The organism is Bradyrhizobium sp. CCBAU 53421 (assembly GCF_015291625.1).
Taxonomy (GTDB): domain Bacteria; phylum Pseudomonadota; class Alphaproteobacteria; order Rhizobiales; family Xanthobacteraceae; genus Bradyrhizobium.
The window spans coordinates 8,265,431-8,290,712 of the sequence record NZ_CP030047.1 but is presented as its reverse complement, the minus strand read 5'-3'; the positions used below and the strand labels follow the sequence as shown (position 1 = coordinate 8,290,712).

General features: G+C 63.6%; 21 protein-coding genes and 1 tRNA gene. 9 read left to right on the top strand and 13 right to left on the bottom strand.

Features of this window, described 5'->3' with window-relative positions:
• The first annotated feature begins 89 nt into the window (after positions 1-89).
• Positions 90-545, top strand: coding sequence for a carboxymuconolactone decarboxylase family protein (locus XH92_RS38400; RefSeq protein WP_194461630.1), 456 nt, complete (start codon positions 90-92; stop codon positions 543-545).
• A gap of 172 nt (positions 546-717) precedes the next feature.
• Here the strand turns inward: XH92_RS38400 and XH92_RS38395 are convergent, their stop codons facing one another.
• Positions 718-1,539, bottom strand: coding sequence for an alpha/beta fold hydrolase (locus tag XH92_RS38395; protein ID WP_194456677.1), 822 nt, complete (start codon positions 1,537-1,539; stop codon positions 718-720).
• A gap of 145 nt (positions 1,540-1,684) precedes the next feature.
• Between XH92_RS38395 and XH92_RS38390 the strand changes: the two genes are divergently transcribed.
• Positions 1,685-2,227: a methylated-DNA--[protein]-cysteine S-methyltransferase gene (locus tag XH92_RS38390; protein WP_194456676.1), complete on the top strand. Its 543-nt coding sequence runs from the start codon at positions 1,685-1,687 to the stop codon at positions 2,225-2,227.
• A 194-nt stretch (positions 2,228-2,421) separates the two neighbouring features.
• Here the strand turns inward: XH92_RS38390 and XH92_RS38385 are convergent, their stop codons facing one another.
• From XH92_RS38385 to XH92_RS38370, 4 genes are all read right to left on the bottom strand, one after another.
• Positions 2,422-3,291: an MBL fold metallo-hydrolase gene (locus XH92_RS38385; RefSeq protein ID WP_194456675.1), complete on the bottom strand. Its 870-nt coding sequence runs from the start codon at positions 3,289-3,291 to the stop codon at positions 2,422-2,424.
• 257 nt (positions 3,292-3,548) lie between these two features.
• Positions 3,549-4,163: a glutathione S-transferase family protein gene (locus tag XH92_RS38380; RefSeq protein WP_194456674.1), complete on the bottom strand. Its 615-nt coding sequence runs from the start codon at positions 4,161-4,163 to the stop codon at positions 3,549-3,551.
• 184 nt (positions 4,164-4,347) lie between these two features.
• Entirely contained in the window at positions 4,348-5,190 is an 843-nt protein-coding gene (locus XH92_RS38375) for a fumarylacetoacetate hydrolase family protein (RefSeq protein WP_194456673.1), read from the bottom strand.
• A 157-nt stretch (positions 5,191-5,347) separates the two neighbouring features.
• The gene (locus XH92_RS38370) at positions 5,348-5,986 is read right to left on the bottom strand and encodes a TetR/AcrR family transcriptional regulator (RefSeq protein WP_194456672.1); all 639 of its coding nucleotides are present in this window, start codon (positions 5,984-5,986) and stop codon (positions 5,348-5,350) included.
• Positions 5,987-6,159: 173 nt separating this feature from the next.
• On the opposite strand from XH92_RS38370, the gene XH92_RS38365 reads away from it, so the two are divergent.
• Positions 6,160-6,531: a hypothetical protein gene (locus XH92_RS38365; RefSeq protein ID WP_194456671.1), complete on the top strand. Its 372-nt coding sequence runs from the start codon at positions 6,160-6,162 to the stop codon at positions 6,529-6,531.
• Position 6,532: 1 nt separating this feature from the next.
• On the opposite strand, the gene XH92_RS38360 is transcribed toward XH92_RS38365, so the two are convergent.
• Positions 6,533-7,384, bottom strand: a complete 852-nt coding sequence (locus tag XH92_RS38360) for an MBL fold metallo-hydrolase (RefSeq protein WP_194456670.1) — start codon at positions 7,382-7,384, stop codon at positions 6,533-6,535.
• Positions 7,385-7,501: 117 nt separating this feature from the next.
• Here XH92_RS38360 and XH92_RS38355 point away from each other — a divergent pair, with 117 nt between their 5' ends.
• Positions 7,502-7,915, top strand: a complete 414-nt coding sequence (locus tag XH92_RS38355; RefSeq protein WP_194456669.1) for a DUF3775 domain-containing protein — start codon at positions 7,502-7,504, stop codon at positions 7,913-7,915.
• A gap of 215 nt (positions 7,916-8,130) precedes the next feature.
• Here the strand turns inward: XH92_RS38355 and XH92_RS38350 are convergent, their stop codons facing one another.
• From XH92_RS38350 to XH92_RS38340, 3 genes are all read right to left on the bottom strand, one after another.
• Entirely contained in the window at positions 8,131-9,120 is a 990-nt protein-coding gene (locus XH92_RS38350) for an NADPH:quinone reductase (protein ID WP_194456668.1), read from the bottom strand.
• 25 nt (positions 9,121-9,145) lie between these two features.
• The gene (locus XH92_RS38345; RefSeq protein ID WP_194456667.1) at positions 9,146-9,928 is read right to left on the bottom strand and encodes an SDR family oxidoreductase; all 783 of its coding nucleotides are present in this window, start codon (positions 9,926-9,928) and stop codon (positions 9,146-9,148) included.
• Positions 9,929-10,065: 137 nt separating this feature from the next.
• Positions 10,066-10,581 carry a CvpA family protein gene (locus XH92_RS38340; RefSeq protein WP_194456666.1) on the bottom strand — a complete coding sequence of 172 codons (516 nt, stop codon included), beginning with the start codon at positions 10,579-10,581 and terminating at the stop codon, positions 10,066-10,068.
• Between the two features lie 209 nt (positions 10,582-10,790).
• Here XH92_RS38340 and XH92_RS38335 point away from each other — a divergent pair, with 209 nt between their 5' ends.
• A complete protein-coding gene (locus tag XH92_RS38335) occupies positions 10,791-11,552 on the top strand; it encodes an SDR family NAD(P)-dependent oxidoreductase (protein WP_194456665.1) in 762 nt (253 codons plus the stop codon).
• 507 nt (positions 11,553-12,059) lie between these two features.
• Here the strand turns inward: XH92_RS38335 and XH92_RS38330 are convergent.
• On the bottom strand, positions 12,060-13,667 hold the full coding sequence (locus XH92_RS38330) for a GMC family oxidoreductase (RefSeq protein ID WP_194456664.1): 1,608 nt from the start codon (positions 13,665-13,667) through the stop codon (positions 12,060-12,062).
• Between the two features lie 115 nt (positions 13,668-13,782).
• Entirely contained in the window at positions 13,783-15,216 is a 1,434-nt protein-coding gene (locus tag XH92_RS38325; RefSeq protein WP_194456663.1) for a coniferyl aldehyde dehydrogenase, read from the bottom strand.
• A 315-nt stretch (positions 15,217-15,531) separates the two neighbouring features.
• Here XH92_RS38325 and XH92_RS38320 point away from each other — a divergent pair.
• A tRNA-Met gene (locus tag XH92_RS38320) sits at positions 15,532-15,608 on the top strand.
• Positions 15,609-15,829: 221 nt separating this feature from the next.
• Here XH92_RS38320 and XH92_RS43480 read toward each other — a convergent pair.
• Positions 15,830-18,691, bottom strand: a complete 2,862-nt coding sequence (locus XH92_RS43480) for a hypothetical protein (protein WP_246787998.1) — start codon at positions 18,689-18,691, stop codon at positions 15,830-15,832.
• Between the two features lie 761 nt (positions 18,692-19,452).
• On the opposite strand from XH92_RS43480, the gene XH92_RS38310 reads away from it, so the two are divergent.
• Both XH92_RS38310 and XH92_RS38305 read left to right on the top strand, forming a co-directional pair.
• Positions 19,453-21,540, top strand: a complete 2,088-nt coding sequence (locus XH92_RS38310) for a type I secretion system permease/ATPase (RefSeq protein ID WP_371817882.1) — start codon at positions 19,453-19,455, stop codon at positions 21,538-21,540.
• Positions 21,524-22,936: an HlyD family type I secretion periplasmic adaptor subunit gene (locus tag XH92_RS38305; RefSeq protein ID WP_194456661.1), complete on the top strand. Its 1,413-nt coding sequence runs from the start codon at positions 21,524-21,526 to the stop codon at positions 22,934-22,936. Before XH92_RS38310 ends, XH92_RS38305 begins: the two co-directional genes overlap by 17 nt.
• Positions 22,937-22,958: 22 nt before the next feature.
• Here the strand turns inward: XH92_RS38305 and XH92_RS38300 are convergent, their stop codons facing one another.
• Positions 22,959-23,762, bottom strand: a complete 804-nt coding sequence (locus XH92_RS38300) for an FkbM family methyltransferase (RefSeq protein WP_194456660.1) — start codon at positions 23,760-23,762, stop codon at positions 22,959-22,961.
• A gap of 147 nt (positions 23,763-23,909) precedes the next feature.
• Between XH92_RS38300 and XH92_RS38295 the strand changes: the two genes are divergently transcribed.
• Positions 23,910-25,262, top strand: a complete 1,353-nt coding sequence (locus XH92_RS38295) for an autotransporter strand-loop-strand O-heptosyltransferase (RefSeq protein ID WP_246787996.1) — start codon at positions 23,910-23,912, stop codon at positions 25,260-25,262.
• The last annotated feature ends 20 nt before the right edge of the window (positions 25,263-25,282 follow it).

Genomic DNA, 25,282 nt, shown 5'->3' with positions numbered 1-25,282 from the left:
CTCCGTCAAGGCCATGACGAACGAAACTCGGCCGATGTGACAGCAGATCGGCACGGCGGCGTCAAAAGGCAAATCAGGAGAGTGATATGATGAAAGCCCGCATGAACCATCCTGTGATGGTTGTTCCCGATGCCATGAAGGCGCTGCAGGCGCTCAGCGAGAGCACCAAGCCGGCTTTGCCGGAAAAGCTGCTCGAGCTGGTCCATCTGCGCGCCAGCCAGATCAACGGCTGTAGCGTCTGTGTCGATATGCACCCCAAGCTTGCGCGGCGCGCCGGCGAGACCGATGAGCGGCTGTTCGCGGTCGGTGCCTGGCGCGACACGCCGTATTTCACCGAAGCCGAGCGCGCCGCGCTGGCGCTGACCGAAGCGGTGACCCGGCTCAGCGACCGCGAGGATCCAGTGACGGACGCGGTGTGGGACGAGGCCGCGAAACATTTCGACGAGCAGCAGCTCGCGTCCCTGGTGCTCGGCATCGCCGCGATCAATGTCTGGAACCGGCTGAACGTCGCCGTGCGGCAACCTGTCGGTGCGTGGAAGGTGTGACATCTCTTGCCGCGCGCACAATGCACCCTCTCCCCTTGTGGGAGAGGGTGGCGCGATAAAGCGCAGCGGCATCGCGCCGGGTGAGGGGTTCTCTCCGCGAAAACAGACCCCTCACCCGGATCGCATCTGTCGATGTGATCCGACCTCTCCCACAAGGGGAGAGGTGCACTCCTTACGCGGAAAGAAATTCCAGCACGATTTCGCAGTAGCGCTGCGGGGCCTGCTCGAACATCGGGTGCGTGGTGCCGGGGATCATCTCGGTACGCGCGCCCTTCACATTTGCGGCGAGGGCGTGCAGCACCTTCGGCAGCACGCCCTTGGTGTTGGCGCCGCCGATGAACAATGTCGGCGTCCTGATCGCCTCCGCGTCGGCCTTCGAGAACGGCGGCCGCTGGTCGCGGGTCTGGCCGAGCAGCGTGGTCGCGTTGTCGCGCAAGAGCTGCTTGGAGGTCGCCGGAATCCGCTTCCAGGCGCCGGGGCCTTCGAGCGCGTCCATGAAGATCTGCAAGCCGCCGTCGATGTCGCCCTTGGCGATCTCAGCGGCACAGGCCGCGAAGCGCGCCGCCAGCGGCGAGGGGCCGGGCTTGTAATCCGGATCAAGGCTCTCGTCGAGCTCGCCGCCGGGCTCGGCCAGGATCAGCTTGCGCAGCAGGTCCGGCCGCCGCTGCGCGACACGGAAGCAGATGTGGCCGCCGCGGGAATGCCCCATCAGGTCGACCGGTTTGGTGTCGAATTTCTCGATGAAGGCGATGACGTCGTCGACATGCTGCGCGATCGAATAGGTGTCGCCGACACCGTCCCAATGCGCCGGGAAGAAATGCCGCAGGCTGACCGCGATCACGCGATGCCGCCGCGTCAGCGGGCCGAGCACCGCCGACCAGATCCGGAAATCGCACAGCGAGCCATGCACGCAGACCAGCGGCGGGCCCTTGCCGGTATCTTTGCCGATATCGAGATAGGGCATGTCGAAACCGTTGACGTGGAGGCTGTGCATTTGGAGGCTCGCGGAGGGCAGGAGATGTTGTTGATTTGGCCGAAGTTCCCACGGAATTCGGGTGGATAGCAACATTCTCCAAGCCTAGATTTCAGATCAACAGCAGGCTCAGAGGCATGAGCTGAAGGAACATCTGGAGCGAGCCATGACCGGCCAGCATTTTGCAATCTTCGAGACCATGATCGGCGCCTGCGGCGTCGTCTGGGGCGAGCACGGCGTCACCGGCGTGCAGCTGCCGATGGGCACCGAGGAGAAGACCCGCAAGCGGATCGCCCAGCGCAACGGCGACGTCACCGAGGCGGCCCCGCCGGCCGAGGTGCAGCACGCGATCGACGGCATGATCGATCTGCTCGCCGGCAAGCCGAACGACCTCGCCGACATCGTGCTCGATCTCGACGGCGTGCCCGAGTTCAACCGCGGCGTCTACGACATCGCGCGCAAGATCCCGCCGGGCAAGACCGTGACCTATGGCGACATCGCCAAGCAGCTCGGCGGCGTCGAGCTGTCGCGCGACGTCGGTCAGGCGCTGGGCCGCAACCCGTGCCCGATCGTGGTACCGTGCCACCGGGTGCTGGCGGCCGGCAACAAGCCCGGCGGTTTTTCGGCCAATGGCGGCGTGGTGACCAAGCTGAAGATGCTGCAGATCGAAGGCGCCGTGGTGAACCACACGCCGAGTTTGTTCGATTGAGCGGGCGTTCTTCATCCTCCCCTGGAGGGGGAGGATCGGTTCGCATGAAATGCGAACCGAGGTGGGGTGAAAGCCTCTCGTATCGGATGCTGCCCGCGTTGAGAGATCACCCCACCCCGTCTCACATCTCGCTTCGCTCGCTGTGAGTCGACCCTCCCCCTCCAGGGGAGGGTGAACCGAGCAAGCGGTATCGCCTACACCGTCTCACACACGAACCCGTTGCCCTTCCGCCTGATCTTGCCGACCGTCGGCGAGGGGAAGTGCGCGGGGCAGCACAGCGTATCGGTGTCGCAATAGCGCTCGAGGAAGCTGCGCCGCGTCTTCGCGGCCAGTGCCGGGTCGACGTCGAACTTCGGCGACAGCTCCGGATAGAGCGTCTGGATCGGCGAGTGCATCAGGTCGCCGGAAAATACCGCCTCGTCCTTGCCGCGGCCGAAGGTGAAGGCGACATGGCCCGGCGTGTGGCCGGGCGTCGGCAGCACCCGCATATGATCGCCGATCGCAAAATCATTACCGACCAGCTCGGCCCGCTTGGCTTCGACCACCGGCAGCACGCTGTCGACGAAGGGCGGGACCTCCGCCTTGGCGTTGGTCTCGGTCCAGTAGTCGAACTCGCCCTTGTCGAACACGTAGCGCGCGTTCGGGAAGGTCGGCACCCAGCGGCCGTTCTCCAGCCGCGTGTTCCAGCCGACATGGTCGACATGCAGATGTGTACACATCACATAGTCGATGTCGCCGACCGAGAAGCCCGCCGCCGCGAGGCCGCGCAGGTAATTGTCGTCGGTCTTCATGTTCCAGCTCGGCCGGCCCGGCCGCGGCTTATCGTTGCCGATGCAGCTGTCGATCAGGATGGTGTGGTGCGGCGTCTTCACGATGTAGGACTGGAACGCCAGGATAAGCGTGTCGCTGTCGTCGAGCGCGCCGGCCGCTTTCATCCAGCCGCGGTTCTCGGCGAGCAGCTCCGGCGTCAATCCGGGCAGCATGTCGCGCGCGGGCAGGAACAGTCCTTCCTCCTCGACGATACGATGAATGGTGAGATCGCCGGCGGCAAATTTCAGGCTCATGTGGAGCTCCTTGAAGGATCAGTGCGCGTCGCGCAGGGCGGGATTGATGATGTTGGCGAGGGTGCCTATCGCCGCAAGGCCTTCGTTGGGCTCGCCGTACCGGGCTGCCGTCGTCTTCATCACAAGATCGAGATCGGGACAATGACGGTGAGACATTGTCCAGTCGTCGTCGAGCCCCGCCGACGTTGCACAAGACCTGCGCGGGGAGGTGAGGGGCGAGGAGGCATTCGCGCGTGATGCTCCCCGCCCTTGCCTTGCTAAGCCGCAGGTGGCGCCGAGATCTTCACCGACGGCCGCTCCAGCATTTTCTGGTAGAAGGCGTCGAGCTTGGGATAGGCCTTGCGCCAGCCGCAATCGGCGAAGCGGAAATCGGCATAGCCGAGCACGCAGACGAGGCCGATCTGCGCGATGTCGAACGACGAGCCGTTCAGCACGTCCGGCCGGTTCTCGAACCGCGCCATGCCGGCCCAGGCCCTGTTCCAGTGATCGTCATACCAGGCCTGCCACAGCGAGCCCTGCGGCCGCACCATCTTCTCGTAGCGGCACAGCAGCATGGAATCGAGCATGCCGTTGAGCAGCGAGTGATCGGTCTTCAGCTGCCAGCGCCGCGGACCGTAGCCCGGGATCAGCCGGCCGCCGCCAATCTCGTTGAGATATTCGACGATGACGTAGGAATCCAAAATGACGTCGCCATGGTCGAGGATCAGCACCGGCAGCTTCTTCAGCGGCGAGATCTTCGAATATTCGTCATTGGCCGTGCCCGGCGCGACGCTGGCCGGTACGAACTCGATCTTGTCGATCAGGCCGAGCTCGATCGCCGCGATGCGCACCTTGCGGGCGAACGGGGAGGCGGGAGAGAAGGTGAGTTTCATGGTGATGACCTCGTTTCGCACACACAGTCGTCATCCTGAGGAGCGCGCCCTTGGGCGCGCGTCTCGAAGGATGGGTCGTGATCGATGCACTTCCATCATCCGTTTGATCGACGGATGACGGCGTCCTTGGCTCATCCTTCGAGACGCGCGCGTTGCGCGCTCCTCAGGATGACGGTCTCAAAAACTACGCCCCAACGATTTCCTGGCGCTGCTCGCCGAGGCCTTCGATGCCGAGCGTCACGACGTCGCCGACATTGAGATATTGCGGCGGCTTCATGCCGGTGCCGACGCCGGGCGGGGTGCCGGTCGTGACGATGTCGCCGGGCAGCAGCGTCATGAACTGCGAGACATAGGAGATGCACTTCGCCATGGTGAAGATCATGGTCGAGGTCGTGCCGGTCTGGCGGCGCTGGCCGTTGACGTCGAGCCACATCGACAGCTTCTGCACGTCGGGGATCTCGTCCTTGGTGGCGAGCCACGGGCCGACCGGGCCGAACGTGTCGTGCGACTTGCCCTTGGTCCATTGACCCAGGCGCTCGATCTGGAAGTTGCGCTCGGAGACGTCGTTGCAGATGCAGTAGCCGGCGACGTGGTTCAGCGCGTCGGCTTCCGAGACATACTTCGCGCGGGTGCCGATGATCGCGGCGATCTCGACTTCCCAGTCGAGCTTGGTCGAGCCGCGCGGCTTCTCGACCGCGTCATTGGGGCCCGACAGCGCGGTGTTGGCCTTGAGGAAGAAGATCGGCTCGGAGGGGATCGGGTTGCCGGTTTCCTTGGCGTGGTCGGAATAGTTGAGGCCGATCGCGACGAATTTGGAGATGCCGGTGACCGGAGCGCCGAAGCGCGGCTTGCCGGAGACGGCCGGGAGGGAGGCAGGATCGAGCGCGGAAAGCTTCTTCAGCGAGTCCGGCGCGTAGGCGTCGCCGGTCAGGTCCTTGAGGTGGGCCGACAGGTCGCGGAGCTGGCCGGATTTATCGATCAGACCGGGCTTTTCCGCACCCTTTTCGCCATAACGAACAAGCTTCATGTTGATCACTCCCTACGATGTCTTGAGGATTGTTACTGGTATACCTCGACACGCTTCATGGAACAGCGCGGGAGGAAATTCAACCGCTTCACGGCCATGGCATTGCAGCCATCACCTGCCGGCGTAGCCGCTGTGAGCCGGTTCTTTCAAACGCCGGTCATGATCGCGGACGCGGCGCGGCCAGCATCCGCGTGAACATCTCTTCCAGCAGGCGGCACGGCGGCTCGGGATCGCGCGTGCCCGCGACGATCGCGTCGTCGACCACGGCATGCATCCCGTCGAACACGATCAGCGCCGCGCTGCGCGCGTTGGGGAATGCCCAGACGCCTGCCTTTCGGCCGTCCTCCAGTACGGCGATGACCTGCGCTATCACGTCGTCCTTTTCCTGCGACTGGCGCTGGTGATGCGGGAAGTCGTGAAACACGACGTCGTGCAGCTCGACATTGGCAAGATAGGTTCCAACGGCGCCGCGCAACCAGGCGGACAGCCGCCCGGCGTGGTCGTTCGCGGCGCGCTCGCCGATCGCGCCGGCAACGCGGGAGAGGAAATCCTGCGTGAAGCGCGCGCGCAGCGCGATGACGACATCGGCCTTGGTCGAGAAGTAATGGTAGAAGGTGCCCTTGGCGACGCCGGCCCGCGTGACGATGTCGTCGATCGTGGTGGCCTCGATGCCTTTCGCAATGAACAGCGCCGCTGCCGCCGACATCAAATCGTCCACCCTGACCTCGGCGGGCTGCGTGCGCCGCCAATGTTGCGATGTGCCGCGCGTGGCCGCCGCCTGCCGCTTCCCGATCATGCCGTCAGCATCCATCCGCTCCTGATATTCGATTCTGAGATCGCATATTTAGAATGTCTTTGAAATAGCTTAAGTCAATTGACCGACCGTCAGTCGATGGATATTTGTGCCTCGCCGCCGACCGGATCGACCCGATCAGCACGGTCCGGCGCTGTCATCTTGAGGAAGCTTCCATGAAATTCTTTCGCGAAGCCGAGCCCGGCATCTTCATCGCGACCGGCCGTCTGCAAACCGAGCAGGACGGCTGCGACTGGACCGCGGAATATACCGCGCTGCTTGCCGCGGACCGTCCGCTCGCCGTGATCGTCAACGTCAACGATCAGCCGGATGTCGCCGCCGGCAAGCCGATGGTGCTGTGGATGAAGGCGCGCAAGGCCGAGCTCGGCCGATTGATCCGGGTCACCGTCTATGTCGTCGACGATGAGGCGGAGCGCGCCGAGCTCGAGCGCAGCCTTCCCGGACGCGCCAAGGCGTTGCCCTATCCGGCCGCGATCGCCGCCAGCGAGGCCGACGCGCTCTTCCTCGCGCGCGCCAGTTTGATCTAGCTCACGCCTCGAGCGCGATGAACCTGAAGGCGTCGCCGTCGCGCTTGATGTGGCCGGCATTGAAATGTCCGCCGATCACCAGCGTTGGCGTATCGGCAAAGCGCGAGAACAATTCGCGCCGCGTCGCGGCCGATTGCTTCTGGTCGGAATCCGCGGTCGACGACCAGTCGAGATGGTACATCTGGCAGGGATGATGCGCGACGTCGCCGGTCAGCAGCCCTTCCGCGCCGCCGGACCTGATGTGGATGCTCATATGGCCGGGGCTGTGGCCCGGCGTCGGGATCAGCGTGATCTCCTCGGTCAGGCGATGGTCGCTCGGCACCAGCTCGGCCTTGCCGGCATCCGCGATCGGCTTCACCGAATCGGCGAACACCGCGGCATGCGCGGCATCGTCGCTGTGGTCGCGCCAGTGCTCGTACTCGGTCTTGCCGAACACGTAACGCGCATTGCCGAAGGTCGGCACCCATTTGCCGCCGACCAGCTTCGTGTTCCATCCGACATGGTCGACATGCAGATGCGTGCACAGCACGGTGTCGATGCTGTCAGGCGCAAATCCGGCCGCGGTCAGCTTCTCCAGGAACGGATCGCTGCGGTTGTTCCAGGTCGGCACGTTGCGACCCTGCTTGTCGTTGCCGAGCCCGGTGTCGACGATGATGCGGTGCTCCGGCGTCTCGACCAGCAGCGAATGGATCGACATTTTCAGCCGGCCATCCTCGTTGGCGAAATGCGGGATCAGCCAGGGCAGGCGCTGGATCTCTTCCCGGCCGGCCAGCGGCAGGATGAAGCGTGTGCTGCCGACGGTCTCGAGCTCGACGACCTTTGTGATTTTGACCTTGCCGATCGTCCATTGCATGCGGCGTGCCCTCGGTTTCTTGTTTCTCGCCGGACCATGCGGGTTTCCGCGCGCCGGCGCAATGGATCAAGTCGGCGCCTCCTGCGTTACCGCTTCGTTGGACGAAGGAGTGCGCGAATGCCGGAACTCACAATCTCCCCTGAAAAGGTTGGCTTCCTGATCGAGAAGGCGCGGGAATTCGATGTCAAGGAAGGGATCGTCGATCCGGATTCCGGCTCGAACGGCGCCGACGACGAGATGATCGACGTGCTGGAGGACGACGGCAACGATCCGGTGGCGCGCGAGATCACCGGCTTCATCGATGCGCTGAGCGAGGACGAGCAGGTCGACCTCGTTGCGCTGATGCGGCTTGGCCGCGGCGACGGCACGATCGAGGAATGGGCCGATCTCCGCCGCGAAGCCGCGCGCGGTCGCAACGGCCGCACCGCGAGCTATCTGCTGGGCGAGCCGATGCTCGGCGATTTCCTCGCCGAAGGGCTCGACGAGTTCGGCCTGTCGCCGAGCGACGAGCGCACCACGCCGATCCAATAGGCAGTAGAAGCGTGCTGTTCTCCTTACCTCGCCCCGCTTGCGGGGAGAGGTCGGATCGCATGCAGCGAAGCGGAATGCGATCCGGGTGAGGGGGAGGTTCCGCAGATTCCCAATCACCAACTTCGCGGAGACAGTCCCTCACCCCAACCCTCCAAGAGCGAGCTTCGCTCGTCTCGACCCCGTAAGAACGGGGAGAGGGAGAAGTGAGAGCAACATCATCGCGCGCAGTCGACGATCACGGTGCCGATCTTGTCGCCCTTCTCGACGGCGAGATGGGCATCGGCGGTCTCCGCCAGCGCGAATTGGCCGGCGATGTTGTGCACGCGGGTGCCCGACGCCAGCCATTTGGTGATGTCGGCCTGCGCGGCCGCGAGCAGCGGCGGCGGCAGCGCGAACAGCACCAGCGAGCGCACCGTGATGCACTTCTCCATCAATTCGCGCACCGGCAGTGTCGGCGTGCGATTGCCGTTGGTGGCGTACACCGCGATCGTGGAGTTCAACGCCATGATCTTCAGCGTGGTGGCGAGGTTGCCGCCGAAATCGACGTCGATCACGCGGTCGACGCCGCGGTTCTCGGTGAAGGCCATCACCTTGGAAACGACGTCCTCGGTCCGGTAGTTGACGACGGTGTCGGCGCCGGCAAGCCGCGCCTCGACGTCCTTTACCTCTGAGCTCACCGTCGCGATCACGCGCGCGCCGCCCCACTTTGCCAATTGCACGGCGTAGTGACCGACCGCGCCGGCGCCGCCGGTGACCAGCACCGTTTGTCCGGAGATCGGACCGTCCGCAAACAACGCGCACCACGCGGTCATGCAGGGGATGCCGAGCGTCGCACCTGCCGCGAACGACACGTCCTGCGGCAGCGGCGTCACCAGGTAATCGGCGAGCGTGATGTATTCGGCCGCGGTGCCGAAGGCGCGGCCGTTGCGCTGGCCGTTGAACAGCCAGACGCGGTCGCCGACGGCAAAGCGCGTGACGCCTTCGCCGATCTGATCGATGATCCCGGCGCCGTCGCTGTTCGGGATCACGCGCGAAAATTCCATCGCGCGATAATTGCCGCTGCGGCGGCCGACATCGGCCGGATTGACGCCGGAGGCCTCGAGACGAACCCGGACTTCACCCGGGCCGGCGTCGGGTGTCGGCATCTCGCCGACGGTAAGCACCGTCGGCGCCGCACCGGTCCGTTCGTACCAGACGGCTCTCATCGAGCGCCCCTTTCCATCGGCGGCACTAGAGGGTGCCCGGGAAGGCGCCGCCGTCGAGCAGCAGGTTCTGCCCGGTGATGAAGCCGGCCTTGGCGCCGCACAGGAAGGCGCAGGCGTAGCCGAATTCGTCGGGATGGCCGAAGCGGCCGGCGGGGTTCAGCTTGGCGCGCTCGGCCAGGACCTGCTCGGCCGAGATGCCGCGCTTCTCGGCCTCGGGCTTTGCGGTGCCGCGCAGGCGATCGGTCTCGAACGGGCCCGGCAGCAGGCCGTTGATGGTGACGTTGTTGATCACGGTCTTGCGCGACAGGCCGGCGACGAAGCCGGTGAGACCGGCGCGCGCGCCGTTGGACAGGCCGAGGATCTCGATCGGCGCCTTCACCGCCGCCGAGGTGATGTTGACGATGCGGCCGAACTTGCGCGCCATCATGCCGTCGACGGTCGCCTTGATCAGCTCGATCGGCGTCAGCATGTTGGCGTCGATCGCCTTGATCCAGTCGTCGCGGGTCCAATTGCGGAAATCGCCGGGCGGCGGGCCGCCGGCATTGTTGATCAGGATGTCCGGCTCGGGGCAGGCCTTGAGCACGGCCTCGCGTCCGGCCGGCGTCGTGATGTCGCCGACGATCTCGGTGACGGTGACGGTGGGATGCGCCTTGCGGATTTCGTCGGCTGTCTGCTTCAGCGCCTCGGCGCCGCGCGCCGTCAGCGTGACATGCACCCCCTCATCGGCGAGCGCGATCGCGCAGGCGCGGCCCAGTCCCTTGCTCGATGCGCAGACGATGGCGCGGCGGCCTTTGATTCCAAGATCCACGAGTTCACTCCCTGTGATGTCGGATAGGTTTGTAAAGTTTCGCTGGCGCCAGTCTAGCCAAGCCCGGCGGCGCCGGTAAGGGAGGTGCAATGCATAAGTGCATGCCGGACCGGAGCAGCCCGGGTGAGCCCGTTGGGTTAGATGCGTTGCTCGCGCCGCAGCCGCTCGATCGCAATGGTGGCTTCGGGCGGCAGCGACCGGAATCCGGCCTGTCCGGCAGCCGAGAACCACGGCCGCAATTGCGATCCGTTGAGGAATTGCGGCTGCCTCGCCAGCGGCACCAGCTGATCGAACACCAGCACCAGCGTGGTCACGACGAGGCCGACCCTGACCGCGCCGAGCAGCGCGCCGCCGAGCCGGTCGCCGATTCCGATCTCCGCGCCGATGGTGTCGTCGAGCATCGTCCGCGCCATCTTTCCGAGAATGACGCCGATCAAAAGGAAGAGGCCGAACAGCAGCACCCCATTGGGCGGAAACGGCGAGGACGGCAGCGTCGCGATGTGGGGCCCGACCATCGCCAGCACCGCGACCGCAAGCGGCATCGCGACGAGATAGGCCAGGATGGTGACCGCGCTGCGCAGCAGGCCGGTCGTGAAGCCGGTGACGACCGCAAACAACAGCCCGAGCGTCACGACGATGTCGAAGAGATTCATGGAGGGAATTCCTGCCTCAATCTCCTAAAGCATGATCCGGAAAAGTGCGAAGCGGTTTTCCAAAGAGATCATGCTCAATCAAAGAGCTGAAGCGCGATGACGATTCAACCTAATCACATCGCGCTTTAGCGTCCCCTGGTTGATCAAACCTGCTTACATCAGGGACAATTGTCGCTATCACTCGTCCGCTTCAATCCGGGAACCTGTCGATGTCCGACCTATTCGATGTCAGTAAAGAAATCATCCTCATCACCGGCGCCTCGCAGGGGCTTGGGCGGCAATTCGCCCGCGTGCTGGCGGCGCATGGCGCCGCGGTGGTGCTGGCGGCGCGCCAGACTGCGAAGCTGAAAAGCCTCGCGGAGGAGATCAAGGCCAAGGGTGGCCGCGCCGCCGCGGTGCAGATGGATGTTGCGGATATTTCCGGCATTGCGAAAGCGCTCGACGCGGCTGAAGCCGCGCTCGGTCCTGTCTCGGTGTTGATCAACAATGCCGGCATCGCGATCGAGAAGCTCGCGACCGAGCAGACCGAGGCCGATTGGGATGCCGTGGTCAACGCCAATCTGAAAGGCGCTTATTTCCTCGCGACCGAACTTTCACGGCGGATGATCCTGCGCAAGCAGCCGGGCAACATCATCAACGTCGCCTCAGTGCTCGGGCAGGGCGTGCTGAAAGCGGTGTCGCCCTATGCGATCTCCAAGGCCGGCATGATCCAGGGCACCAAGGCGATGGCACTGGAACTCGCCGGCAACAACATCCGCGTCAACGCGCTGGCGCCGGGTTATATCGACACCGAGATGAACCATGATTTCTGGTCGACCCCGGCCGGCGAGCGGCTGGCAAAGCGGATCCCGCAGCGCCGCGTCGGTGCCGAATCCGATCTCGACGGCGCGATCATGCTGCTGGCCTCGAACGCCTCGCGCTACATGACCGGCACCGTGGTGACGGTCGATGGCGGGTTCCTGCTGAACTAATCCGCGCGTCATTGCGAGCCAACGGGTCGCGCGAACGCGCGCCCGATGACAGGCTCCGCGAAGCAATCCATGTCTCCGCTTGCGGCGGCTATGGATTGCTTCGTCGCTTCGCTCCTCGCAATGACGGTGCGGGTCAAGTGCGTAGCCCGGATGAAGCACAGCGAAAAGCCGCGAAACAAGACGTCATCCGAGAGCCAGTGAGGCTGTATCCTCGTCCACCGCCGTCATCGCCCGGCCTGTGCGCAATTGCGCACATGGACCGGGCGATCCAGTACGCCGCGGCCTCTCGGCTCAAGCACTGCCGTCTCTGGAATACTGGATCACCCGCATGCGCGGGTGATGACACTGAGCAAGCTGAAGGACGTCCGCACGATTTCGGAATAATAGAACAATACCGCTGAGTTGCCCGACGTGTCAAGTCGCGGTGTCTGCCAGCAGCCGCCGCCGGCTACTGTGCATGGGGTTGTTTTCGTTATTTTGCCAGTGCGGCCTTGCGACGGCATTTGGTCACCCCGCCCGCATCTCCGCCCTGATCATGTCGGCGGCCTTCTCGCCGATCATGATGGTCGGCGCATTGGTGTTGCCGCCGATCAATGTCGGCATGATCGAGGCGTCGACCACGCGCAGGGCCTCGAGCCCGTGCACGCGCAGCTTCGGATCGACCACGGCGAGCGGATCATTGCTGCCCATCTTGCAGGTGCCGACCGGGTGATAGACCGTGTCGGAGCGCGCCCGCAGGACGCTGCGGATGTCGTCGTCGCTGCGGACATCCGATGTGAACATGTCCTTCTGCTGCAGCGCGCGCAGCGCCGGCGTGTCGAGCAGCCGCTTCGTCATCTTGAAGCCCGCGACCATGGTCTCGACGTCGCTGTCCTCGCCGAAGAAATTCGGATCGATCGCGGGGGCCGCCAATGGATCGGCGCTGTTCAGCCACACGCTGCCGCGGCTTGCCGGGCGCAGCAGGCAGACATGGCAGGAGAAGCCGGTACCCCAGCGCGGCTTGCGGCCGTGGTCTTCCACCATGGCCATGCAGAAATGCAGCTGGATGTCGGGGACGTCGAGCTCGGGCCGCGTCTTCAGGAAGCCGCCGCATTCGGCGACGTTCGAGGTCATCGGGCCGCGCCGCTCGCGCCGGTATTGCCCGATCCCCTTGATGATACGGCCGATGCCGCCCCACGACAGTCCCGAGAAATAAGGTGCGTCGGAGGCGAAGCCGAACACGAAGTCCGGATGATCCTGCAGGTTCTGTCCGACGCCCGGCAGGTGATGCACGCCGGCGATGCCGTGCTTGCCGAGCGCCGCGGCGTCGCCGACGCCCGACAGCATCATCAGCTGCGGCGACTGGAATGCGCCGGCCGAGAGGATGACCTCGCGCCGCGCGCGCAGCACCTTCTTCTCCTTGCCCTGCAGGTATTCGACGCCGACGGCACGCTTGCCCTCGAAGATGATGCGGGTCGCCTGCGCCTGCGTCTCGATGCGCAAATTGGGCCGGCGGCCCATGTGGGGATGGATATAGCCGCGCGCTGCGCTCCAGCGTTCTCCATTCCTCTGGGTCACCTGGTAGATGCCGAGGCCTTCCTGCTCGGCGCCGTTGAAGTCGTCGCGGATCCGGAACTGGGCCTCGCGCGCGCCTTGCAGGAACATCTCCTTGACCGGATTGTCGGACTGCAGGCCCGTGACGTTGAGCGGCCCACCCTTGCCGTGATATTCGCCGTCGAGCTCGGTGTTGTGCTCCGAGCGCTTGAAGTAGGGCAGGACGTCGGCGTAGCTCCAGCCGGTGTTGCCGAGCGAAGCCCAGTGGTCGTAGTCGGCGCGATGACCGCGGATATAGACCATGGCATTGATGGCGCTCGAGCCGCCGAGGCCCTTGCCGCGCGGCTGATAGCCGATGCGGCCGTTCAGGCCCTTCTGCGGCACCGTGTCGAACGCCCAGTTGTTGAGCTTGCTCGAGAGCATCAGGATGATGGCGCCGGGCGTCGTCACCACCCAATTGTCGTTCTTGCCGCCGGCATCGAGCACCGCGACCGAGGTTGCCGGATCCTCCGACAGCCGCCCCGCCACCGCGCAGCCGCCGGAGCCTGCGCCCACCACCACGAAATCGAATGTGTCAGTCACGTATGTTTCCCCCTTGTCTTGGTTTTGCGTCATTGCGAGCGCAGCGAAGCAATCCACCTATCCGTTATGCGGCGCCATGGATTGCTTCGCTGCGCTCGCAATGACGGCGTGAATCCTACGACAACATCCGCATCACTTTCTCCAGCCGAGCGATCTTCGCGCCATAGGGTGGATAGAGATCGGCGAGCCGGTTGAAGCGCGAGCGATAGAACACCGGCTTCAGCTTGGTCAGCGTCTTGAATCCCCATTCGCCGTGATAGGCGCCGGTGCCGGAGGCGCCGACGCCGCCCATCGGCTGATAGGCCTGTGCGAAATGGAACAGGCAATCGTTGACGGTGACGCCGCCCGACACCGTGCGCGCCAGCACCGCGTCGCGAGCGGCATTGTCGGTGCCGAACCAGTACAGCGCCAGCGGACGGTCACGCTTATTGATGAAGGTGATCGCCTCGGTTGCGTCGCGGGTGCCCATGACCGGCAGCAGCGGTCCGAAAATCTCCTCCTGCATCACGGTCATCTCGGGCGTCGCATCGACGATGACGGTCGGCGGGAATTTGCGCACTTCCTTCCACTCGGGATCGTTCGGCGCGGCCGGCTGCATGATGGTCGCGCCCTTCGCGGCGGCGTCGGCGACCAGGCTCTCGAGCCGGGCATAATGCCGGTCCGAGACGATCGAGGTGTAGTCGGGATTTTTCGGATCGGTACCGAACATGTGCTGCATGTGGCCCTGCAGCCGCAGCGCGAACGGCTGCACCGAGGCTTGCGGCACCAGCACGTAATCCGGCGCGATGCAGGTCTGGCCGGCGTTGAGCAGCTTGCCATAGGCGATGCGTTGCGCGGCCTCGTCGAGGTCGGCGGAGCCGTCGACGATCGCGGGCGATTTGCCGCCGAGCTCGAGCGTCACCGGCGTCAGATTGCGGCCGGCAGCCTCCGCGACCAGCCGGCCGATTCGGGTCGAGCCGGTGAAGATCAGATGATCGAACGGCAGGGCCGCAAAGGCCGTCGCGATGTTGTCGTCGATATCGGTGACCGCCAGCTCGGTGGTGTCGAATTTCTTCGCGATCGCCTCGGCCAGCAGTTCGGCGAAGCGCGGCACCAGCTCGCTCGGCTTGATGATGGCGCGGTTGCCGGCGGCGATCGCGGCGACCGCGGGCGCCAGGGTCAGCTGCAGCGGATAATTCCACGGCGCGATGATGCCGACCACGCCGAGCGGCTGCGGGATCAGCCGGTTCCTGGCCGGCGCGAACTGCACCGTGGTCGGGATCCGCTCGGGTGCCATCCAGCCCTTGAGGTGCTTGGCCGCATGCTTGATCTCGCCGAGCACCAGCATGGTCTCGGCGATCGCGGTCTCGACGGTGGAGCGGTGGCCGAAATCGGCCGAGATCGCCGCCTCGAATCGCGCCTCGTTCTCGGTCAGCGCGGCGCGCAGGCGGCGCAGCCGGTCGAGCCGCGCCTGCAACGTCGGCGCCGGCTCGCTCCGCGACAGCTCGATTTGGCGGTGAAAGACCTCCTCAAGCGCATGCAGCCCCGGGCTCTTCAGTGGCCGGTCCATGGCGTTTCCCCTCGGATGACGTTTCCTTGACGGATTTTGTTGGCGCCAAGCTCCGCTTTTGCGCGCGGTCTGGCAAGGCCCGGTTCCCGACGGTAAAATTTGTCAGGAAAACCGGTGATTTGGACGTCACAAAATCCTCAAAAACCCGCATCCGGGGCTTTCCAAACCGACCTCACGTTGATACATACCCCTCGCACCCGACGGCTTCGGCCCGGGTCGCCTTCTCAGGAAGCCTCCGGACGGATCGATCGGCGCCGTTAGACGCGTTGGCCGGTAGGTTCGGGCACTCTTTCTGCAAGGCACGCAACGGTTTAACGCGGGGTGGAGCAGCCCGGTAGCTCGTCAGGCTCATAACCTGAAGGTCATAGGTTCAAATCCTATCCCCGCAACCAAATTCGGATTTTACCGGATCCGATGAGAAAATGGCCCGCATCGCGCGGGCCATTTTTGTTTTGAAAAGAGTTCGTGCGCGTGTTGGCTGGCGGATCACCGCCCCCCGCAGGCCTGCGCGGCTTGCTAGAGCGTTTTCGAGCGAAGTGGATATCGGTTCGCGTGAAGAAAACGCGCCAAAATAAGAATCTAGAGCCCGTTCCGATTCAATCGGAACGGGGCTCTAGACGATGAAATGAAACTCCTGCCAGGCACTCCAGGTCATGCCGTCGTTGGCGCGAACCCAGAGATCGTCGGACACGGTGCCGCCAGCGAAAGTGGTACTGGCGAGCTGGGCCGCGCTGACGTTGATCGCGGTGTTGACCGGCTGCGCGGTCCCGCCAATGCTCCAGTGGCCGCTGCTGGCTGACGGTGTCGAATCCCAGACTTGATATTGGGTGATGCTGTCCCCGTCGGCATCGAAGACCGAGAACAGGCTCGATGCGGCCACGCTCTGGTTGGCGGTCGCGTGGAAGTCGGATGCGGTGACGACCGGAGCATGGTCAACCGGTGCGTTGACGTGAAATTCCTTCCACGGCCCCCAGGCAAAGCCATCGTAAGCCCTGGCCCAGAGATCGTCTGAACCGGAGCCGCTTTGAAAGCTCGTGCTCGAGAGTTGCGCAGCGGTGATGTCGATTGCGACGTTGGTAGCCTGCGCGACGCCTCCGACCACCCAATGCCCGCTGCTGGGATCAGACGTCGAATCCCACAGCTGGTAGTTGGCGATGGTGTCTCCATCCGCGTCGTTGGTCGAGAACAGCGTGGACGCCGCGATGTCCTGGCCGTGGCTCGCCGAAAAGTCGGCGGCCGACACGATCGGAAGATTGTCGATCGGCGCGTTGACGTGAAATTCCTTCCAGCTGCTCCATGTCATGCCATCGAAGGCGCGCACCCAGAGATCGTCGGAGCCGGAGCCGCTCTGGAACGATGCATTGGCCAATTGGGCCGCGCTCACGTCGATGCTCTGGCCGGTGGGCTGCGCTACGCCGGCCACGACAAAATGCCCGCTGGCAGGATCGGCGGTCGAGTCCCAGAACTGATAGTTGGCGATCGTATCGTTGTCGGCGTCGCTGACCGAGAACAGGCTGGACGCTGCGATGTCCTGACCATGTGTGGCCGTCACGTCGGACGCGGTCACCACCGGAGCGTGGTCGATCGGCGCGTTGACATGGAATTCCTTCCAGGCCCCCCATGTCGTGCCGTCATTGGCTCGCACCCACAAGTCATCCGAGCCGGAGCCCGACTGGAACGAGGCGCCCGTCAATTGGGCGGGCGTCACATCGATGGCGATGTTGGTGGCCTGCGCCACGCCGCCGACCACCCAGTGACCGCTGGCCGGATCGCTCGTTGAATCCCAAAATTGATAGGCAGTGATCGTGTCGCCATCGGAGTCGGACACGCTGAAGAGACTCGATGCGGCGATGTCCTGGCCATGGGTCGCCGCAACGTCGGTTGCGCTGACCACCGGTGCATGCTCCGGCCCCGGGGTGACCGTGAACGGGACCCATGCTCCCCACAGCGTCCCATCGTAGGCCCTGACCCACAGCTGGTCCGGGGCCGAGCCAAACTGGTAGCTGGTCTGGGCAAGCTGCGCGGCGGTGATGTCGATTTCCGCATTGGTGGCCTGAACGGCTCCGTTCACCACCCATGCGCCGTGGCCGCTGCTGTCCCAGAGTGCGTATTGGGTGATCGTATCGTTGTCCGCGTCGGCGACGCTGAACAGGCTCGATGCCGCGACCGAAGTTTGTCCGTGGGCTGCCGTGAAGCCGGAAGCCGAAGCAACGGGAGCGTGATCCAGACCGGGCGTCGCGGTGAACGGGACCCATGCTCCCCAGAGATATCCATCATAGGCCCGCACCCAGAGCGTATCCGCAGCCGCTCCGAATACGTAGCTGACTTGCGGGAGGTTGGCGGCCGAGACGTCGATCTCGGCGTTGGTGGCTTGCGTGACACCATTGATCGCCCAGTGCCCGTGGCCCTCGGTGTCCCAGAATGCATACTTGGTGATGGTGTCGCCGTCCGTGTCACTGGCCGAGAACAGTGAGGATTCAGGCAACGAGAGCTGCCCGTGCGCGCCGGTCACGTTCGTTGCGGTGACCACGGGCGCATGATCGGCCGGAGAAATCACGAAGGACTTCCAGTCGCTCCACAAATAGCCGTCGAAGGCTCTCACCCACAGCGTGTCCGAGCCGGGGCCGGCCTGGTAACTCGTTTGAGCCAGCTGCGATGCGGTGATGTCGATCTCGGTGTTGGTGCCCTGGGCTACGCCTCCCACCGTCCAGTAACCGTTGCCGTTGCTGTCCCAGAAGGAATATTCGGTGATGGAATCGCCGGTCGCCATGTTCACCGAGAACAAGGATGAGGCCGCATAAACCTGACTTCTGGCCGCGGACTGATCGCTGGCGGTGACGATCGGCGTGGTCCGGATGCTGTATCCGAGGTCCTTCAGAACTCCGATGTCCAGGTTGGAGATCGCGTACTGGTAGTCCGCGTAGAAGACGATCCCGTTCATCAAGTCCAGCGTCAGCGGGTCCTTGACGGTCGATGGGGTGGCGTAGAGGTCGGATTGCTGGTTGCCGAAATGGTAATAGTTCTGGGTGGTGCTGTTTGTGGTCAGGGGCACCGGGCCGCCGTAGGCCGCCTCGGCATTCGCACCGACGAAGTTGGCACCGGTTGCGGTCTTTTGAATCAGGGTGTCGAACGTGGATTCGTAGGCGCCGGGCAACTGGCCGCTCTGGCTGTACCAGCCTGTCATGCCGAAGCCGTGCTCCAGCTCGTGCAGAAAAACGTTGATCGGATTGATCACGTTTCCGGGCACCTGGCTGGACCAGCTCAGGCCATAGTCGAGGTCGATGTACTGGAAGTAGCCGGGATCGATGTTGATGGTGATGTCGCTGGTCGTTCCAGAGACGTGCTGTCCCGTGGTCAGCTCGTACTGGCTCGACGGCTCATACACCGAGAGCCCGGCATTCGTGCCGACATAGTAGCTCGAGGTCGGCCCGCCGTCGGCGCGGCCAACGGCGGTGGGCAGGATGTTGAGGGACACGACCAGGTTGCCGATGCCCAGGATATATCGCTGCCAGATATTGAGGGCCTGCTCGAGATCGTAAACAAGAGACGCGTCGGCGGATCCGCCCGCGTTCGATGAATCGTTCAGTGATACGGAATATGTCCAAGGCATCTTGGTCGGGCTCTCAATCTATGGTAGCGCAGCAATAATGGGTAATATTCATGCTGACCAGTGACAGGGTAGTCAACAGGCACCGATGCGCCGGAACCGGACAAGGCACTGCGCGAGGCTGTTCATCTTCGACGCCTCCGGCGCGATTGGCCTGCAGCATGGCACACAGCCCGGGCCGTTCCCCCATCCCGCAGGATCGCAAGGTCATCACCCTCTATACGCTAAGTGGTCGATGCGATCACCCGTGTGACCCCGGTGACGGCCATCGCAGGCGCCGCGATCCGTAAGACTACGGAGTCTGGTTGGGCTTCGAACGGTTCCGCGATCGACTCCGGGATCGGCATGGTGTTGCTTGCGAATTCGGCGCGGCCGATGATAACGCCAATTGCATCTCGCCGGAGAGCCATAGTACTCTGGCTGTCATATTCATTTGCTGCTCTGTCGTTTCGTTGCGAATAGTCAGTTTGCGCTGACGGCGAGGCCGAAGAGCAGGGGCGGGGGCGCGCTCACGACAATCTCGGCTCACCTTCGACGGCAGTTATTTTCAGCTACTGAGCAGATTAAATCGCGAGATGATTGAGACGCGGAGCGCTACGACAGCAGACAGCGGGATAGTTGGGCTCGCGATGTTGCTGCGTTTTCACGGCATCCCGGCCGATGTCGACCAGATTCGTCATCAAGTCGGCAATGGCCCGTTCGGAACGGCGGAGATGCTGCGCTACGCGCGCTCGACCGGCGTCAAGGCGCGCGAGGTGAGCACCAACTGGTTGAGGCTGGAGAAGGTCCCGCTTCCCGCCATCGCGCTGTTGCGCGACGGTGGCCATTTGATCCTCGCCAAGGTGGGCGCGGACAAGATCCTCGTCCAGTCGCCTCTGTCCGAGCGTCCGGAGTTGATCACGAGGGCCGACCTCGAAGCGGTGTGGACCGGCAAGCTGATCCTGGTGAGCCGGCGGGCGGGGCTGGTCAACCTTGCGCGCCGCTTTGACCTGTCGTGGTTTCTGGGGGCAATCCACAAATACCGGTATCATTTCGTGGAGGTGTTGATCGCCTCCTTCTTCTTGCAGCTGTTTGCACTGGTGTCGCCGCTGTTCTTTCAGGTGGTGATCGACAAGGTCCTGGTTAATCACACACTCAGCACACTCGATGTGCTCGTCGTCGGGTTGATCGGCATCGCGGTCTTCGAGACCGCCCTCGCAATACTGAGGACCTACCTGTTCTCGCACGTGACGAACCGGATCGATGTCGAGCTGGGAGCCCGCTTGTTTCGGCATCTCATCGGGCTGCCCATTGCCTACTTCCAGGCTCGCCGGGTCGGCGACTCGGTAGCGCGGGTCCGCGAGCTGGAGAACATTCGCAACTTCCTGACCGGCTCTGCGCTGACCGTCGTGATCGACCTGTTCTTCACCGTCGTTTTCATCGCGGTGATGTTTGTTTATTCGCCGATCCTGACCTGGATCGTCCTCGGGTCCTTCCCGCTTTACGTCGGCATCTCGGCCGGTGCGACGCCGATGTTCCGTCAGCGGCTCGACACCAAATTCGAGCGCGGAGCGGAAAACCAGGCCTTTCTCGTCGAGAGCGTGACCGGGGTCGAGACGATCAAGGCGATGGCGCTCGAACCGCAGATGCAGCGCCGCTGGGAGGAGCAGCTGGCCGAATACGTTGCGGCCAGCTTCCGCGTGCTCAGCCTCGCCAATGTCGCAAGCCAGTCGGTCCAGTTCGTCAGCAAGCTCGTCACCGCGGTGATCCTTTATGCCGGCGCCAAGCTGGTGATCGACGGAAGCCTCACGGTCGGCGAGCTGATCGCCTTCAACATGTTCTCGTCGCGCGTGAGCGCGCCGGTTCTGAGGCTGGCGCAGCTCTGGCAGGACTTCCATCAGGCCAGGCTCTCCGTCGCGCGGCTCGGCGACATCCTGAATACGCCGGCGGAGCAGACGTTCAGCCCTGGTCGCGCCGTGCCGCCGCCGATCAAGGGGCAGGTCACGCTCGAACACGTGTCCTTCCGGTATCGGGTCGATGGCCCCGAAGTGCTGCATGACATCAACATCAGCATTCCGGCCGGCCAGGTCGTCGGCATCGTCGGTCCGTCCGGTTCGGGCAAGAGCACCTTCACCAAGCTCGTCCAGCGCCTTTACGTTCCGGAGAAGGGCAGGGTCCTTGTCGACGGGGTCGATCTTGCGATGGTCGACCCGGCGTGGCTGCGTCGCCAGGTCGGCGTCGTCCTGCAGGAAAACGTGTTGTTCAATCGTAGCGTACGGGAGAACATCGCGCTCGCCGACCCGGCCGCTCCGATGCAGCAGGTGATCGCCGCGGCGCAGCTTGCGGGGGCTCACGAATTCATTCTGGAGCTGCCGGAAGGCTACGACACGGTCGTCGGCGAGCGCGGCTCCAGCCTGTCGGGAGGTCAGCGGCAACGCATCGCGATCGCGCGCGCCCTTATCACCGATCCCCGCATCCTGATCTTCGACGAAGCGACGAGTTCGCTGGACTACGAAAGCGAACGGGTCATTCAGGACAACATGAACCGGATCGTGAAGGGACGAACGGTCTTTGTCATTGCGCATCGTCTGTCCGCCGTCAGACGCACCGATCGAATCATCACCATCGATCGCGGCCGGCTCGTCGAACAGGGATCCCACGAGGAGTTGCTGAGCACGGGCGGAAGATACGCGTCGCTGTACCGGTTGCAGGCGGGGATTCATGAAGTCGGCTCGTGAAGCACTTGCGGTCGGGGGCAAAACGCGGGACGAGCTGGCCTTCCTGCCGGCCGCCCTCGAGATCGTCGAGACGCCGCCATCTCCGACAGCGAGGCTCACCGCCATCTTGCTGGCGGCCTTGTTCTGCTGCGCCGTGGCGTGGGCGGGTCTCGGCAAGATCGATATCGTTGCCTCCGCTCCCGGCAAGATCGTGCCGGGCGACCGCGTGAAGCTGGTTCAGCCGCTCGAGATCGGAGTGGTGCGGGCCATTCACGTCCGCGACGGGCAAACCGTCAAGGCCGGCGAGATTTTGATCGAGCTGGATCCGACCAGCAATCAGGCGGAGTTTCAGCACCTGAAGAACGACCTTCTCGCGTCGCTGCTGGATATCGCACGCACCCGTTCGGCGCTTGACGGAAACACCGACGCGCTTGACGGCGCGCCGGCCGACACGCCGCCCGCGTTGATCCAGATGCATCTCGAGTACCTGCGCAGTCAGGATTCCGAGCAGCGCGCCAAATTGTCCGAGCTGGATCGGCAACGGGTGCAGAAGGTCGCGGAGACCAAGACAATCGACGCCAGCATCGCCAAGGTTGAAGCCTTGCTGCCGGTGCTGCAGGAGCGCGTCGGAGTTCGCAAGTACCTGGCGGACAGGGAGTACGGTTCAAAGCTGCAATATCTGCAGGAGCTCCAGGAACTGGTCGGGATGCAGCAGGACATCCTGGTGCAACGGAGCAAGCTCGAGGAGGCCAATGCGGCTGTGGCCGCCCTCGAAGAGACGCGCGCCAAGCTCGTCTCGGAATACCGGCACCGCCTGTACGATGATCTGGCCAAGGCGACGCAGAAGGCGGGCAGCCTCAAGGACGAGGTGTCGAAGGCCGAGCACCGGACCAACCTTCAGAAACTTGCCGCGCCGATCGACGGCGTGGTGCAGCAACTGGCCGTGCACACTGTCGGCGGTGTCGTCACTCCCGCCCAGACGCTCGCGGTCGTCGTTCCCAGCGATAATCTGATTGAAATCGAAGCGATGGTTTCAAATCGCGATATCGGCTTCGTGCATCCGGGCCAGGACGCCGAAATCAAGGTCGATACCTTCAACTTCACGCGCTACGGCCTGCTGCACGGCAAGATCGTCAGCGTCTCGCCCGATTCGGTCTCCCGCGACCGGCCGCGGGATCCAGCTCGCGAACCCAATGGCGGCGCGCCCGAGGAAAGCAGCGAGCCCAAGGGGACGGGGCCGGTGTATGTCGCGCATGTCTCGATCGACCGGACCAAGATGGTCGTCGACGACAAGGAGATCAATCTCTCGCCGGGGATGACCGTCACCGTCGAGATCAGAACGGGCGCCCGCAGCATCATGAGCTATTTGTTGTCGCCGATCGTGCGCTATCGCAAGGATGCTCTCCGGGAGCGGTAGAAAAAACCCGGCGGCCGGGCCGTCAAGGCGTGTTTCGCGATTCGACGTGGCTCAGGCTTGGATCGGATTCATGGATCGCCAGGCAGTTCTGTCCCGCGTCGTAGGTCCGGTATCCATGATCGGCCAACGCGCGAACCAGTGCAGCCTTGTCGGTCTTGATGAATTCCGCATGAATCACGGGGTGATGCTGCCGGATCGTGGCGTTGGCTCCTTCCAGCACCTTCAGCTCCATCCCTTCGACGTCGATCTTGATCAGATCACAGCGGCTCAGATTGAGGGAGTCCAGGGTGATCATCGCCGTCTCAGTGCCGTTGGCCTGGGAATAATCGATCTTCTGGCCGATTTGCTCCGTGCCGGCGCGCTGCGTCACCTCCAGACTTCCGAAACTGGCGGGCTCCTGATGACTTAAGGTCGGCACCCAGGTCTTCCCGGTCTCCGACGAAATAACCGCGTGCATCGCCCGCGCATTGAAGCAGTTGTTGATGGCGATGTTGCCGGCGAGTGCGTAGTAGACCCGTTCCTGCGCCTCGATGGCAACGACCGAGCCCCAGCCGGTCATGTGCTTCGACCATTCGATAGTGTGAACGCCGATGTTCGCCCCGCAGTCGATCGCGACCACGCCATCTCCCCGGTAGGTTCTTCGCAGTGCAAGAAGACCCTTCGTGAGCTCGATTTCGGTGACGTCGAACGCACCGTGCTCGAGAATCTGAATCCCCACTCCAAAGATGTGATCGCCCGACGTGTGGTAGTCCAGCCGATTGACGATCAGCGGGCCATGAGCCGATGCTGCGATCACAAACGGGATCTTGCTGGGGTTACGGCTCATCGCTTGTGTTTCTTTGTTTCTGCGGCTCCGGAGCGGCCGCGAGGGGGGTACTCGCTAAGGTTTTCGTCCGTTGACGCGGTTGTCAATCTCGCTTACCTTCTGCCCGCATTTTTAGCGTTCTTTATATTTTCGGGGCAGGGGATATTCGTGAATGTGATTGCCGTCGCGCCGGCGATCGGGCTGAAGCGTCCGATTGACCAAGTGGCCGACCAACCCAAAGTCATCGTTGATCGGTCGACCAGCGCCGTACCTGCCAAGTTGGAGGCTGCCAACTCGGAGGCTACCAAATCGGAAGCCGTTGCGTCGGCTGCCGAGGCGCCCAAGCGGGCCTATCCGGCCGCCGCCGAACTTCCCACTCAACTCGGTCCAAAGGGACTGCGATTCGACTTCAACGACGGCGCCCGGGTGGTCTGTCCCGAAGCCGACGGCCCCTGGCGCGTACGTCTTTGGGACACCGAGACCGGCAATGTTCTCTTCGAGACGCAGTTCGCGGGCGGGCGCGTCAACAGCTCGAAGCGCTACTACATTCGCTTCCGTATCGAGGTCTTGCAGGGCGAGAATGTCATTTTCTCGCATGAGTACAACGCGACGGATCGTCACGTCCTGATCCAGTTTCCGGTCGGGACGCTCGGCGATACGATGGGATGGTTTCCCTATGCGGTGAAGTTCAAGGACAGGCATGGCTGCAAGCTGAGTTGCGCCATGGGCGCGCCGCTGATCGAACTGTTCCGCGACGCGTATCCGGACATCGAGTTCATCACCCACGAAGAGGTCAAGCCGGAGCGATATTACGCGACCTACAGCGTCGGACTGTTTTTCGATGACAAGGATTGCGTCTATCAGCCCACCGATTTTCGCCATGTCGGGCTACATCGGACCGCGGGTTACATTCTGGGCGTCGATCCGACCGAGCAGCCGCCGCGCATCGCCATCAAGGATGATACGAGGCCGATTGCCGAGCCCTATGTCTGCATCGCGGTTCAGAGCACCACGCAAAGCAAATACTGGAATAATCCCCATGGTTGGCGCGAGATCGTCAATTTCCTGAAGGCGGCCGGCTACCGGGTGGTCTGTATCGACCAGAAGGCCACTCACGGCACTCAGTTGATCTGGAACCATATTCCGAACGGTGCCGAGGATGAGACCGGCGACAAGCCGCTGGCCGAGCGATTTCGCTACCTGAAGCATGCTGACTTTTTCATTGGTCTGTCGAGCGGCCTGTCGTGGCTTGCATGGGCGTCAGGAACGCCGGTCGTCATGATCAGCGGGTTCACCCATCCGACCAACGAATTTGAAACGCCCTACCGCATTGTCAATTTTCACGCGTGCAACAGTTGCTGGAATGATCCGCGGGTGCGTTTCGACCACAAGGATTTCCTGTGGTGCCCGCGGCATGCCAATTCGCCCCGGCAGTTCGAATGCACGCGGCTGATTACGGCCGATCACGTCAAGCAGGTTATTCAGCGCATACCGGGATTTCCGGTCGGCGCCAAAGCGTAGCGCGTAAAGGACATCGATGC